Origin of the sequence: Streptomyces sp. NPDC007162, from assembly GCF_040634175.1 — a bacterium.
In the GTDB taxonomy this organism is placed as follows: Bacteria; Actinomycetota; Actinomycetes; order Streptomycetales; family Streptomycetaceae; genus Streptomyces.
Map to the genome: position 1 here is coordinate 25547 of NZ_JBEYFC010000019.1, position 12199 is coordinate 37745.

The window sequence follows — 12199 nt, forward strand, 5'->3', positions numbered from 1 at the left end:
GCGGCAGTGCGTGCCACGCCGTCCCGCTCGGCCGTCTCCGTGGCCCGGGCCCGGAGCATCCGGAACGTGCCCGAACTGACGCGTACGCGCCGCATATCCGGTGTTTCCCAGCGGTAGGAAGCACCTTGGTGGCAGTCTGCTCAACAGCAGATACGCAAAGTGGTAGTTACAGGCAGGCAGCCGGAGGTGCACGTCCCGTGGCGTCCAATGTCAATCCCACCGTCAGGCGGCGCCGGCTGGGCCAGGAGCTGCGCAGGCTCCGTGAGCTCAAGGGCATGACGGCGGAGGAAGTCGCCGAGCGGCTGCTCGTCTCCCAGTCGAAGATCAGCCGGCTGGAGAACGGGCGCCGGAGCATCAGCCAGCGTGACGTCCGCGACCTGTGCGGGGTGTACGAGGTCGAGGACCAGCGGGTCGTCGAGTCCCTGATGGAGATGGCCAGGGATTCGCGGCAGCAGGGCTGGTGGCACGCGTTCGGCGACATCCCGTACAGCGTCTACATCGGCCTGGAGACGGACGCGGAGTCGCTGCGGGTGTACGAACCCCAGTTGGTCACGGGCCTGTTGCAGACCAGGGCGTACGCCGAGGCCCTGGTGCAGGGCGCGTTGCCGGAGACCTCCGCCGCCGACATCGAGAAGCGGGTCCAGGTCCGGATGCGCCGACAGGAACGTATCACCGCGGAGAACAACCCCCTTCGGCTCTGGGTGGTCCTCGACGAGGCCGCGCTGCGCCGCCTGGTCGGCAACAGGCTGGTGATGCGCGAGCAGTTGGAGTACCTCATCGAGATGTCCCAGCGGCCGCACATCACCGTCCAGGTGCTGCCCTTCGAGTGCGGCGCCCATCCCGGCGTCACCGGCCAGTACGCGATCCTGGAGTTCGCCGACACCGCCGACTCCAGCGTCGTCTACCTGGAGGGCGTCACCAGCGACCTGTACCTGGAGAAGGCCCACGACGTGCAGAAGTACGCCGTGATGTACGAGCACCTGCGCGCGCAGTCGCTGAACGTCGAGCAGTCCCGGCAGATCATCGCCGACGCGGCCAAGGAGTACGCCCGTTGAGCTCTCTCAAGCTGTGAGCGCCGGATAGTACACGGAGGACACGCTCCAGCGGAAGTCTCCAGTGGAATATGCCATCCGGTCGAGTGAACGGGTACTCCAGGTGGGGAAGTTGCCTAGTAGCGTCGATCACGCCAACCGGTCAGAAAGGTTGGCGTGAATCGCACTACAGCAAGCACCACAGCAACTCGCTACAGGAGTGGACATGGCACTGCTTCAGGGCGCCACGGAGACGTGGACGAAGTCCTCCTATTCCGCAGGGAACGGGGCGTGCGTCGAGGTCAAGTCGCCGACGACCGCAGGACTCGCCGTACGCGACTCCAAGGTCGAGGAGGGCCCGGTCCTCGCGTTCCCGGCCACCGCCTGGAACACCTTCGTGGCCTCGGTCAAGGCGTAGGGGGGCATTCCCTGACCCACCGCTCACGCATCCGGCTACGACAACTGCACAGGCGTCACGCACAGAGCCCTCTCGACCAGTTCGCCGTCCTTGCCGAGGGGGCTCGGCTTGTGCCCGTCAGCCGTCGGCTGTCAGTCGTCCGAACGGCGGACCGGGAAGGCGACGTCGCACACCGGGTCCTCCGGCCCCGCCGCGTCCCAGTCCGCGAAGTAGACCTCCCGGCACGGGCCGTCGTACGACCACCCGTCCTGCCCGGCGACCCACCGCTCCACCGCCTCGAAGGCCGCCATGATCTGCGGATTGGCCACCTGTGCCTTGCGGATCCGGGTGTACGCCAGCGTACGCGCCGGCTCGACGCGCACCTCCGTCTCCCAGGCCCGCCCGTGCCGCTCCGCCCACGCCCGGGCCGCCGCCTCGTCCGCCACCGGGACACAGGCCTGGGCCGGGCCGTCGCTCTCCAGGGACACCTCCGCGTGGTACACGACGAACGGCGACCCGGTCACACCCCCGCACTCACGTGCCGCCGCCTCAAGGCGCCCCAGCGAGGCGCCGATCCAGGCCGGCAGCTCGTCCGCCAGCGTGTGCCGCGTCTCGGTGATCACCACCTGCGCGGGCACCTCCGTCGTCTCCACCGCGAACGACTCACCCATCTGTGAACTCCTCCCGGAAAGCTGTCCACGGAGGTAGGCGGCAAGGGTCCGCTGCCCGGCGATCCGCTGCTCCACGTCCGCCCAGTAGGCGGCCAGCAGCCCGGCGGCCGTGTCCCCGTCCGGCGCCGCCACCACCTCGGCGATCCCGGCCAGCGGCATGTCCAGCCGACGCAGCAGCGCCACCAGCCGGGCGCGCTCGACCTGGCCGGCGCGGTAGTAGCGGTAGCCGGTCGCCTCGTCGACGTGCGCCGGGGCCAGCAGCCCGAGCCGGTCGTACAGCCGCAGGGCCTTCGCCGAGAGCCGGGAGCGCGCCGCGAACGCGCCGATCGTGAGCAGTTCCTCGTCCACGGCGTCCTCCACGTCCTTCGCGGCCGCATCCTCCGTCACCGGGCGGATCGGTTCCGCCCGGCGACCAGGAGGCTCGTCCCTGCCCCAGGGGCAAGGTCAACCCGGGGTCAGGCGAGGGCGGCCTCCACCGCCGCCACCACCTCCGCCGACCCCGGCTCGGTCTGCGGCGAGAACCGGGCGGCGACCTGGCCGTCGCGGCCGATCAGGAACTTCTCGAAGTTCCACCGGATGTCCCCGGTGTGCCCCTCGCCGTCGGCGAACCCGACCAGGCGGTCGTAGAGCGGATGCCGACCCTCCCCGTTCACCTCGACCTTCTCGGTCATCGGGAAGGTCACGCCGTACGTCGCCGAGCAGAACTCCGCGATCTCCTCGGCGCTGCCCGGCTCCTGGCCCATGAACTGGTTGCAGGGCACCCCGAGCACGGTGAAGCCCTGCGCCGCGTACTGCTCCTGGAGCTTCTCCAGGCCGCCGTACTGCGGGGTCAGACCGCACTTGGAGGCCACGTTGACAATGAGCACGGCCTGGCCGGCATAGCGGCTCAGGTCGGCGGAACCGCCCTGCAGCGCACCGATCTCCACGTCGAGCACGGACCCGTTGTTCTCAGCAGTCGTCATCAGATCTCCTTCGAGGTGAGCCGGTACGCCGACGGGGCGGACCGGCTTCCATCATCAACCAGTGAAGCGGGCGTTCAAGCACCGCTTCCACCGCACCGGCTCCGTCAGGTCCGGCACCGGTCGCCGGACCGGTTCCCGGCCTCGACGACCGCGTCACCCGCCACCGTCCGCGAGTACAGCACCGACCGCCCGGCCCGCCGCCGCTCCACCAGCCCCGCGTCCAGCAGCACCTTCAGATGCCGGCCGACCGAACCCAGCCCCTGCCCGGTCACCGCGGTCAGCTGGGTCGTGCTCATCGGCGCGCCCAGCAGCACCAGCACCCCGGCACGGGCGGCCCCCAGCAGCGCCGTCAGGGCGGCCGGGACCTGCTGCGCGGTGGGGTCGGCGAGGGCACCGGCACAGGAGTAGACCAGGGCGTAACGGTCCGGCTCCTCCCAGGACACCCAACCGGACTTCGGCGTGACCGGGACCAGCAGGAGATCCGCGCCGGAGATCGCGCGCGGCGGATACTCGTGCAGATTGACCTGGAGCCGGTTGGAGCCCAGCCAGCGGGTCCGGCCCGGCCGCAGCGAGTCCAGCACCTCGGCCCAGCCGCCCCGGCTGACCTGCGCGGTCCTGGCCACCACGTCCGCCTCCAGGATCCGCCGCCGACGGTCCCAGTCGGGCCGTACGCCCGTCTCCCACACCCACGTCAGCAACTCCGCGGCGCGGCCGGGCAGGTCGTCGCGGTCCAGGGCGGCGGGGAGGGGGCCGCCGAGGGAGACCCGCAGGTGTGCGCGGGCGGCGTCCGCAGGGGCCGCCCCCACCCGCGCGATACCCGCCTGCGCACTCTCCCCGTCGCGCGGTGCGGGGGTGAGGAAGTCGGCGATCCACTCCCGGCCGAGCCCGGCCCGGACGAGCAGCGCGGTGACGGGGTCGGCGGCGAGCCGCGCCCGGTACGCGGGCAGATACGCGTCCAGCCAGCGCCGCTCGCCCGGGTGGGCGGGCTCGCGCACATGCAGCAGCCTGAGGCTCGCGAAGGTCTCGGCGAGCGGCGACAGCACGAACCGGCTGCGGGCGAGCGTGTCCGCGTTCAGCTCCCACCAGCCCATGGAGGTCTCCCCGGTGTCGGAGCCGCTCGCGGCGGCCCCGTGGGCACCGGGAACCTTTCGCGCTCACGAGAAACAATAACGCCCGCTTCAGCCTCCCCCGAGACTCCCGACCATGCCCACTCCACCCACCGGTTACCGATCCCTGTTCCGCACCGCCGAGTTCACCCCTCTCTTCCTCGGCTCCGCCGCCCACAACGCCGGCAGCACCGTCGGCGGCCTCGCCCTCGGCACGCTCGTCTACCGCAGCACCGGCTCCCCGCTGCTCTCCGCGCTCAGCATGTTCGGCCCCTCGCTCGCCCAGGTGCTCGGCGCGACCTTCCTGCTCTCCGGCGCCGACCGGCTGCCGCCCCGCACCACCCTCGCGGCGATCTCCCTCACCTTCGCCGTCGCCACCGCGGCCATGGCGCTGCCCGGTCTTGCGCCCGCCGTGCTGCTCGCCGGCGTCCTGCTGCTCGGCCTGGTCGCCGCGCTGGGCGGTGGGGTCCGCTGGGGGCTGCTGAACGAGATCCTCACCAAGGACGGCTACCTGCCGGGGCGTTCGCTGTTCAACATGATGAGCGGGCTGGTGCAGATCGCCGGTTACGCCACCGGCGGCGCGCTGCTCGCCACCGTCTCCCCGCGCACCTGCCTGCTGCTCGCCGCCGCCCTCTACCTGACGGCCGCCGTCGTGGTCCGCCTCGGCCTGAGCGCCCGCCCACCCCGTGCCGCGGGCCGCCCCTCCGTCGCGGCGACCTGGCGCACCAACGCCCTGCTGTGGTCGTCCCGTCCGCGCCGGCTCACCTATCTGGGCCTGTGGCTGCCCAACGGCCTGGTGGTCGGCTGCGAGTCGCTGTACGTGTCGTACGCCCCGAAGTCGGCCGGCACCCTCTTCGCCTGCGCGGCCCTCGGCATGCTGGCCGGTGACCTGACCGTCGGCCGGCTGCTCCCGCCCGCCGTCCGCACCCGTCTCGCGACCCCGCTCCTGCTGCTCCTGGCCACCCCCTACCTGGTCTTCTTCCTGCATCCGGCGCCGGCGCTCGCCGCGGGCTGCGCCGCCGTCGCCTCCGTCGGCTTCGGCGCGAGCCTGGTCCAGCAGGAGCGGCTGATGAAACTGACGCCGGACGAACTCAGCGGCCACGCCCTCGGGTTGCACTCGGCAGGCATGCTGACCATGCAGGGCGTGGCCGCCACGCTGGCGGGCTCGGTGGCTCAACTCACCTCGCCCGCCGACGCGATGACACTGGTGGCGGGCGCGTCGCTCGCCGTGACGCTGCTGCTGGCTACGGCCGCTCGGCAGCACCGGACTGCTCCGGTGCCGGCTCCCTCGGGGCCGTGATCTCCCCGGCTGTGGTGTCCGCGGCCGTGGTCTCCGCGGACGTGATCGCGGCCGGGGTTTCCGCGGCCGCGACCTCCGTGGCCGGGGCGAACTTGTCGGCGACGGCGGCGATCTGTTCGATCCCCGTCCTGAGCGCGGCCCGCCCGTCCGCCTCGTCCGGCACGGCCGCCTCCCGGTCGTTCTTCTCGACCTCCTGGCCGAGCCGCTTGGCCGCCCGGTCGAAGTAGCGCAGCAACTCGACCGGGAAGGGCATCACCAGCGTGGAGTTCTTCTCGGCGGCGACCTCGACGACGGTCTGCAGCAGCCGCAGCTGCATCGCCTCGGGGGTGTCGGACATGATCCGGGAGGCGTTGGCGAGCTGCTGCGCGGCCTGGAACTCGCCGTCCGCCGTGATGACCCGGGCCCGCCGCTCCCGTTCGGCCTCGGCCTGCCGGGACATGGACCGCTTCAGCGACTCCGGCAGCTGTACGTCCTTGATCTCGACGCGGTCGATGTGGACGCCCCACGCCGCGGCCGGGCTGTCGATCATCAGGGCCAGCCCCTCGTGCAGCCGTTCCCGGTCGGTCAGCAGGTCGTCCAGGTCGCTCTTGCCGATGATGGAACGCAGCGAGGACTGGGCGACCTGGCCGACGGCGAAGATGTAGTCCTGCACCTCGATGGCCGCGCGCACCGGGTCGGTCACCCGGAAGTAGACGACGGCGTCCACCTTCACCGACACGTTGTCCTTGGTGATGCCCTCCTGCGTGGGCACCGGCATGGTGACGACCTGGACGTTCATCTTGCGCATCCGGTCGGCGAAGGGGATGAGGAAGGTGACGCCCGGCTGCCGGTACCCCGGCAGCGCCTTGCCCCACCGGAACACGACCCCGCGCTCGACCTGGTTGACCACCCGCATCCCGCTGCGCAGCACGAGCAGTACCGCCGCGACCACCAGTACGACCCCTACAACGGCGCCGTCCATGGGCACACTCCGTTCTCGACGTGACCCGGACAAGAATCCGGCAAGTACAACGACACCGGCCAAGCCCGCCCGGATGCGGCCCCGGGCGTCAGGAGTGTGCAAAGAAAGCGAGGCCCGGTCGGCTCAGGCCGCCGCGCCGGGGATGCCCAGTTCGCCCTCGACGTACTGGGCGCGGCCGAAGCCGAAGGACCAGTCGGCCGCGGTGTTCTCGACGTAGCCGATGAACACGTCCTCCCCGGCGACACCGACCTCCGCCGGCGACGCGGCGATCGCGCCGTACAGCTTCTGCTTCACCTCGGTCGAGCGGCCGGCCTGGGTGAAGATCTGGATCATGACGACCCCGGCCCCCACACCTCGGCCCCCCCTGCGAGCCTTGCTGTCGACGACGCCCACGGAACGGACTTGACGGACTCGGGAGGTGACGAGATGAGGCCGGTGGATCAGACAGCGAACCAGGCGGTGGATCAGACGGTGGCTCAGAGGGTGGTTCACGGGGTGAATCTGGCGGAGGAACAGCGAGGGAGCGCGGGCATGGAGACGGCGAGGCTGCTGTTGCGGAGGTTCGGGCCGCAGGACGCGCCGGCGCTGGCGGCGTACCGGTCGGATCCGGACGTGAGCCGGTATCAGTCCTGGGTGGCGCCGGTACCGGCGGCGGAGGCCGAACGGCTCGTGGCCCGGTTCTCGGCGGGAGACCCCCGGGCCCCGGGCTGGTTCCAGTACGCCGTCCGACTGCGGGACACACCGGGGCTGATCGGCGATGTCGGGGTGCGCCGTGACGAGGACGGGCGCCAGGCCGAACTGGGCTTCACGTTCGACCCGGCGTTCCAGGGGCGCGGGTACGCCACCGAGGCGGTGACCCGGGTGGTGGAGTTCCTGCTCCTGGAGGAGGGACTGCACCGCGTCTCGGCCGCCTGCGACGCACGCAACGTCCGCTCCGCGAACCTCCTGGAGCGCGTCGGCTTCCGCCGTGAGGGCCACCTCCTCCAGAGCACCTGGATGAAGGGGGAGTGGACCGACGACCTTTGCTACGGCCTGCTCGCCTCGGAGTACCGGGCCACGGGACCGGCCCGCCACCGCTGACAGCGACGGCCGGGCGGCCCCTCCCAGCCGGGCTTCAGTCGACGTCCACCGGGCCGTCGTCCGACTTCTTCCCCTTGCCGCCGGGCAGTTGCAGCACGCCGCTGCCCTTGCCGTCCTCGGACCGGTGGCCGTCGGAGTCCGGGCCGCCCAGGTTCTGCCGCACCGAGTCGAGGATCGTCAGGCCCTGGGAGACGAGGCCGGCGGCGATCTCGCCGAGCCCGTCCGCGCCGTTGAGGACGTTGACGTTGGCGCCGGCGAGACCGCCCGCGGCCTCCTTCACGATCTGCGGGAGCTGGTCGATCAGCATCCGGTCGAGGGCGACCCGGTCGTACGACGCCGCGGCCTCCGCCTGGATCTTCATCCGCTGCGCCTCGGCCGCCGCGAGGATCCTCACCCGCTCGGCCTCGGCCTCGGCGGGCTTCACCACCTCGGCGACCAGCTGCTGCTGGCGCAGCTTGGCCTGGCGCTGGGCCAGCTCGGTCTGGGCGGCGAGCACCTCCTGCTGGGCATGCGCCTGCGCCAGCGGCCCGGCCTGCCCGGCCTGCGCCTGGGCGCGGTCCACCTCGGCCGAGTACTCGGCCTTGACGACGGCGGTCTGGCGGGCGTACTCGGCCTGCTTGCGGGCCGCCGCCTGCTCCGCCTCGACCGCGGCCTGGGTGGCCTGCGCCTGGGCGATCTGCGCCTGCCGCTGGATGGCGGCCTTGTGCGGCGCGGACATGGCGTCGATGTAGCCGGTGTCGCCGTCGTCGATGGACTGGATCTGCAGGGAGTCGACGATCAGGCCGATCTTCGCCATCTCCGTCTTCGAGGTGTCCAGCACCTCCGCGGCGAGCTTCTGCCGCTCGGTGACGATCTCCTCGACGGTCATCGAGCCGATGATGGCGCGCAGGTGCCCGGCGAAGATGCGGCCGGTCAGCACCGACATCTGCTCCTGGTCGGACAGGAAGCGCTGGCCCGCGTTGATGATGCTCTCGTGGTCGTTGCCGACCTTGAAGGCGATGACCGCGCGGACGTGCAGCGCGATGCCCTGTCTGGTCACACAGGTCTCGGTGACCTCGGACTCGCACATGGACAGGGTCAGGAACCGGACCTTCCTGAAGACCGGCAGCACGAACTTCCCGTGCCCCGTGACCACTCGGAACGGCGCGCCCCCCAGTCCCCGCCTGCCCCCCGAGATCAACATCGCCTCGTCGGGAGCGGGAACGCGGTATCCGAACATTCCTGTTACTCCTCAGCCGGCCTCGGCGGTGTCCCCGCCGAGCGCGTCCAATGGATCCACCCACTCGATGACGCCGACCTCTCGGCATCCCCGTGATTCGATCACGAGCACGGTCGCACCCACGGGCAGGGGCTCCTCCGACCAGGCGAGGAACGTCTCCGAACCGCCCCGGACCCGTACCAGGACTTCACCGGGGCCACCGGAACCACGCGTTCCGATGAGAACCTTCCCCGTGCAGCCGATCACGGCCTCATCCTGCGGCATCACCGACCGTCCTCCTCGCCCTGGCCTCGTGATTCCGACGATAGACCCAGTGACGCCGGTACCCAACGCCCGGTGCGCCCCAAGCCTCTCCCACTTCCGCGAGCGCGGCACGGCCGTCTGTTCGGCCGGGTGCGCCCCGGGTATGTCTTGCGGCGTGGCCGGAGATCAGCCGGGCTCCAGGTACGACGCGGAAGCCGAGGAAGCAGAACGTGACGACAGAAGCGAACGACGTCCCCGGCGGCAGACTCCTGGAGACCGGCCGGGCGGCGTCGTCCGAGGGCTGCCCGTTCTGCGCCATCGTGGCCGGCCGTGCTCCGGCCCGAGTGGTCCGGCAGTGGCCGGACTCCCTGGCCATCGTGCCGCTGTCCGCGGTCACCGCGGGCCACACGCTGGTCATTCCCAAGACGCATGTCGCCGACGTCGGGGTGGATCCGGCCGTGTCGGCGACCACCATGCGCCGTGCCGCCGAACTGGCGGCCGAATTCGGTGCGTGCAACATCATTACCTCACGCGGCACACTTGCCACACAGTCGGTATTCCATCTGCATCTGCACCTCCTGCCCCGTCGCCATCGGGACGGACTCGCGCTGCCCTGGGCGACCGGGCCGGAACGTCATGATTCCGCCGGGCCCCCTGTGTTTCAGCCATCGGTCATTGGATAAAAGGTGAGTATTACTGCGGGGATGCGGGAGTCTGTCTTGAACTTCCGCTCCCGAAGGGGGGCATGGTGCAGGCGATTTCTTTTGGCACCGAGTTACGCAAACGCCGCGTCGCATCCGGTCGGTCGCTCGATGATCTTGCTCGGCTCATCAGTTATTCGAAAGCGCATTTGAGCAAGGTCGAACGGGGATACAAGAATCCCAGTCCGGATTTCGCTCGTGCGTGCGACCGGGCCCTGAAGGCGGACGGCGAACTGACCGCCTTGCTTCCGACGCGGGACCGCCCGGGACTCGCCGCACCCGAAGCGCCGACCGAGTGGTCGATGCCGTGGGTGCTCCGGCTGTCGGTCGACCACGGAAACGACTTCGTCGCCTACGACGAGAAGGCGCTCGCCGATTCCTCGGTGACGCCGGGGGCGATGTCCTGGCGGCTGGCGTCCTCCTCGGTGTTCGACGTCGAATGCAGGCAGGCGCTCACCCACTTCTCGTCCCTGTTCGCCGAGTGCCGCAACCTGGGGCAGTCCTTCGGTCCCGTGGTCGTCACCCAGATCCTCGTCACGGCGATGAACGCGTTGCGCGGCCTCGCCGCCGGTGCCTCGCACGGAGCCGACCGGGAGGCGGCCCTGCGGCTGGCCGCCCGGTACGCCGAGTACACCGGGTGGATGACGCAGGAGGCCGGTGACGAGAAGGCCGCCCTGTGGTGGACCGACCGCGCCGTGGCCCTGGCCGACGCGGGCGGTGACACCGAGTTCGCCGCCTACACCCTGGTGCGGCGGGCCGATGTCGCGCTGTACCGGATGGACGGCCGGGCCACCGTGGAGTACGCGCGCATCGCCGAGGAGCGGTCGCACAGCAGCCGTATACGGGGCCTCGCCGCGCAGCGCCGGGCACAGGGACACGCTCTGCTGGGGGAGGACGCCGCGTGCTTCCGGGCCCTGGACCGGGCCGCCGCCCTCATGACCCAGGCGTCCCGAGGCGCCGGGGCGGATCCGTCGGCCGCGGGCGCCGAACCGGTGATCGGCAGCATGCACCTCGCCGGACTCGCCGACTTCGTCACGGGCTGGTGCCTGCACGACCTCGGGCGTACGGCCGAGGCGGTGGGCCGTCTGGAGGGCAGCCTCGACGCCGTCCCGACCCGGGCCCGCAGGGCGAGGGCCCGGTACGCGGCGCGGCTCGCGCTGGCCCTCGCCGAGGCCGGCGAACTGAAACCCGCCTGTGCCGTGGTCGAGGCGGTGACGTCCTCGGTCTCGGTGGTCGACTCGGCCACGATCCGCGCCGATCTCCAGCGGCTGGGGCGCCGGCTCAACCGCTGGCCGCGCGACCCCGACGCCCGGCTCGCCGCCGGCCGTATCGCGGAGGCCCTGCACGTCACGGACGGCTGACCACCGCGCCCTCCTCCCGGGCGGGGCATCCCTGGCCGGTTCCGCCCTTGTCCGTCACCGGTCGAAACGGAACGGTGACTCACTGTTCCGTGCGGTGGTCCTGCGGGAAACGCGCTGCCGCCTGCTGTCCCGCTTCTTCTCCGCCCCCGGACGGGTGTTCCGTTTCCCCGGGCAATGGGCCGGGGAAACGCATTGACCCACCCTTCCCAGGCTGAAAATCTCGCCAGAAACAAGCGTGTTGTCCGCTCTGCCGTCGGCAGGCGTAAGTGCTCTGCGCACCACTAGTGAGGAGTCACCCGATGGCGAAAATCTTCATCAACTACAGGACGGGTGACGGTGGGCGAGCCCCTGAACTCGTCGACGAACGGCTCGTCGACGTCTTCGGCGAGGAAAACGTGTTCAGGGACCGCCGGTCCATGCGGCCGGGAACGGATTTTCCCGACCATCTCCGTCGGGAACTCGAGTCGTGCATCGTTTTCCTCTCCCTGATCGGACCTCACTGGCTCGACATTCGCGACGAGGAGACCGGAATGCGCAGGCTCGACGTGCCGAAGGACTACGTCCACGACGAGATCGCGACCGCCCTCGCACTGCACAAGGTCGTCATTCCGGTACTGCTCGACTCGGAACTCCCCAAGGCGAAGAAACTCCCGCCGGCCCTCGTAGGTCTCGCCGACCGGCAGGTCCAGCCCCTGCGCGAGGGCTACGCGCACCACGACCTCAGCACCCTCATCGACGTCGTCCAGGAGTACGTGCCCGCGAAGAAGGCGGCGAAGAAGGCGGCGAGGACACCGGAGAAGAAGCCCGGAAAGAAGCGCGACAAGGAGCGCGGGACCGAGCGGAAGCGCGAGACGGACGGAGCCTTCGCCAACGCGAAGATCACCCGCAGCGCGGTCGGCTACGACCCCGTCTACAACGAGCACGCGGAACTGCGGGACGGGAACGGGAAGGGAAGGCGGCCGGCATGAGCGACCAGCCAGCGGAGACTCCCGTGCCGGAACCTCCGCAGCCCCCGGAGCCCGCCGCCGGGGCCCCGGCCACCACTGAGCCGGACCGGGCGCCCGAAGGAGGGGAGGGCGTGCGCGACGGGGAAGCCCCGCCGGCCGGCGATCCGGCAGCCGGCGGGGCAGCGGCCGAGCCGGACGGCGGGCGGGCCGGCGCGCAGGA

At 71.0% G+C, this 12199-nt stretch carries 14 protein-coding genes and 2 pseudogenes; 9 read left to right on the forward strand and 7 right to left on the reverse strand.

The window, feature by feature from the left end; all coding sequences use genetic code 11:
- Positions 1-197 precede the first annotated feature (197 nt).
- Both ABZ646_RS04165 and ABZ646_RS04170 read left to right on the forward strand, forming a co-directional pair.
- A complete protein-coding gene (locus ABZ646_RS04165) occupies positions 198-1055 on the forward strand; it encodes a helix-turn-helix transcriptional regulator (RefSeq protein WP_360512740.1) in 858 nt (285 codons plus the stop codon).
- 202 nt (positions 1056-1257) lie between these two features.
- Entirely contained in the window at positions 1258-1449 is a 192-nt protein-coding gene (locus tag ABZ646_RS04170) for a DUF397 domain-containing protein (protein ID WP_358973975.1), read from the forward strand.
- A gap of 131 nt (positions 1450-1580) precedes the next feature.
- Here ABZ646_RS04170 and ABZ646_RS04175 read toward each other — a convergent pair whose 3' ends face one another.
- From ABZ646_RS04175 to ABZ646_RS04185, 3 genes are all read right to left on the reverse strand, one after another.
- Entirely contained in the window at positions 1581-2486 is a 906-nt protein-coding gene (locus tag ABZ646_RS04175) for a MerR family transcriptional regulator (RefSeq protein ID WP_360512742.1), read from the reverse strand.
- Positions 2487-2554: 68 nt separating this feature from the next.
- Complete coding sequence (locus ABZ646_RS04180) at positions 2555-3061, reverse strand: glutathione peroxidase (protein WP_360512744.1); 507 nt, start codon at positions 3059-3061, stop codon at positions 2555-2557.
- Positions 3062-3165: 104 nt separating this feature from the next.
- Positions 3166-4152, reverse strand: coding sequence for a helix-turn-helix domain-containing protein (locus ABZ646_RS04185; RefSeq protein ID WP_360512746.1), 987 nt, complete (start codon positions 4150-4152; stop codon positions 3166-3168).
- A gap of 112 nt (positions 4153-4264) precedes the next feature.
- Here ABZ646_RS04185 and ABZ646_RS04190 point away from each other — a divergent pair, with 112 nt between their 5' ends.
- A complete protein-coding gene (locus tag ABZ646_RS04190) occupies positions 4265-5467 on the forward strand; it encodes an MFS transporter (RefSeq protein ID WP_360512748.1) in 1203 nt (400 codons plus the stop codon).
- On the opposite strand, the gene ABZ646_RS04195 is transcribed toward ABZ646_RS04190, so the two are convergent.
- Positions 5412-6428, reverse strand: a complete 1017-nt coding sequence (locus tag ABZ646_RS04195) for an SPFH domain-containing protein (RefSeq protein WP_360512749.1) — start codon at positions 6426-6428, stop codon at positions 5412-5414. The two genes, ABZ646_RS04190 and ABZ646_RS04195, sit on opposite strands and share 56 nt — an antisense overlap.
- 123 nt (positions 6429-6551) lie before the next feature.
- Positions 6552-6761, reverse strand: coding sequence for a tautomerase family protein (locus tag ABZ646_RS04200; RefSeq protein WP_360512751.1), 210 nt, complete (start codon positions 6759-6761; stop codon positions 6552-6554).
- Between the two features lie 198 nt (positions 6762-6959).
- Between ABZ646_RS04200 and ABZ646_RS04205 the strand changes: the two genes are divergently transcribed.
- Positions 6960-7508 (forward strand): GNAT family N-acetyltransferase, encoded by a 549-nt coding sequence (locus tag ABZ646_RS04205; RefSeq protein WP_360512753.1) that lies wholly within the window; start codon positions 6960-6962, stop codon positions 7506-7508.
- A 34-nt stretch (positions 7509-7542) separates the two neighbouring features.
- On the opposite strand, the gene ABZ646_RS04210 is transcribed toward ABZ646_RS04205, so the two are convergent.
- Positions 7543-8727, reverse strand: coding sequence for an SPFH domain-containing protein (locus ABZ646_RS04210; RefSeq protein WP_360512755.1), 1185 nt, complete (start codon positions 8725-8727; stop codon positions 7543-7545).
- A 12-nt stretch (positions 8728-8739) separates the two neighbouring features.
- A complete protein-coding gene (locus ABZ646_RS04215) occupies positions 8740-8991 on the reverse strand; it encodes a hypothetical protein (protein ID WP_360512757.1) in 252 nt (83 codons plus the stop codon).
- Positions 8992-9200: 209 nt separating this feature from the next.
- Between ABZ646_RS04215 and ABZ646_RS04220 the strand changes: the two genes are divergently transcribed.
- The 5 genes and pseudogenes from ABZ646_RS04220 to ABZ646_RS04240 form a co-directional block, all read left to right on the forward strand.
- Positions 9201-9653, forward strand: coding sequence for an HIT family protein (locus tag ABZ646_RS04220; RefSeq protein WP_360512759.1), 453 nt, complete (start codon positions 9201-9203; stop codon positions 9651-9653).
- 62 nt (positions 9654-9715) lie between these two features.
- Positions 9716-9907: pseudogene (locus ABZ646_RS04225) on the forward strand (helix-turn-helix transcriptional regulator); the annotation flags it as partial.
- Positions 9908-9973: 66 nt separating this feature from the next.
- On the forward strand, positions 9974-11032 hold the full coding sequence (locus ABZ646_RS04230) for a hypothetical protein (RefSeq protein ID WP_360512766.1): 1059 nt from the start codon (positions 9974-9976) through the stop codon (positions 11030-11032).
- 299 nt (positions 11033-11331) lie between these two features.
- A complete protein-coding gene (locus tag ABZ646_RS04235) occupies positions 11332-12000 on the forward strand; it encodes a toll/interleukin-1 receptor domain-containing protein (protein WP_360512760.1) in 669 nt (222 codons plus the stop codon).
- Positions 11997-12199, forward strand: a pseudogene (locus ABZ646_RS04240) (NADH-quinone oxidoreductase subunit C); the annotation flags it as partial. The gene ABZ646_RS04235 and the pseudogene ABZ646_RS04240, both read left to right, overlap by 4 nt.

What these genes read in the sequence shown, in the direction of transcription:
- ABZ646_RS04170 (WP_358973975.1), top strand. Translation starts at nt 1,258, where the DNA reads ATGGCACTGCTTCAGGGCGCCACGGAGACGTGGACGAAGTCCTCCTAT.
- ABZ646_RS04180 (WP_360512744.1), bottom strand. Translation starts at nt 3,061, where the DNA reads ATGACGACTGCTGAGAACAACGGGTCCGTGCTCGACGTGGAGATCGGT.
- ABZ646_RS04185 (WP_360512746.1), bottom strand. Translation starts at nt 4,152, where the DNA reads ATGGGCTGGTGGGAGCTGAACGCGGACACGCTCGCCCGCAGCCGGTTC.
- ABZ646_RS04190 (WP_360512748.1), top strand. Translation starts at nt 4,265, where the DNA reads ATGCCCACTCCACCCACCGGTTACCGATCCCTGTTCCGCACCGCCGAG.
- ABZ646_RS04195 (WP_360512749.1), bottom strand. Translation starts at nt 6,428, where the DNA reads ATGGACGGCGCCGTTGTAGGGGTCGTACTGGTGGTCGCGGCGGTACTG.
- ABZ646_RS04200 (WP_360512751.1), bottom strand. Translation starts at nt 6,761, where the DNA reads ATGATCCAGATCTTCACCCAGGCCGGCCGCTCGACCGAGGTGAAGCAG.
- ABZ646_RS04205 (WP_360512753.1), top strand. Translation starts at nt 6,960, where the DNA reads ATGGAGACGGCGAGGCTGCTGTTGCGGAGGTTCGGGCCGCAGGACGCG.
- ABZ646_RS04210 (WP_360512755.1), bottom strand. Translation starts at nt 8,727, where the DNA reads ATGTTCGGATACCGCGTTCCCGCTCCCGACGAGGCGATGTTGATCTCG.
- ABZ646_RS04215 (WP_360512757.1), bottom strand. Translation starts at nt 8,991, where the DNA reads ATGCCGCAGGATGAGGCCGTGATCGGCTGCACGGGGAAGGTTCTCATC.
- ABZ646_RS04230 (WP_360512766.1), top strand. Translation starts at nt 9,974, where the DNA reads ATGCCGTGGGTGCTCCGGCTGTCGGTCGACCACGGAAACGACTTCGTC.
- ABZ646_RS04235 (WP_360512760.1), top strand. Translation starts at nt 11,332, where the DNA reads ATGGCGAAAATCTTCATCAACTACAGGACGGGTGACGGTGGGCGAGCC.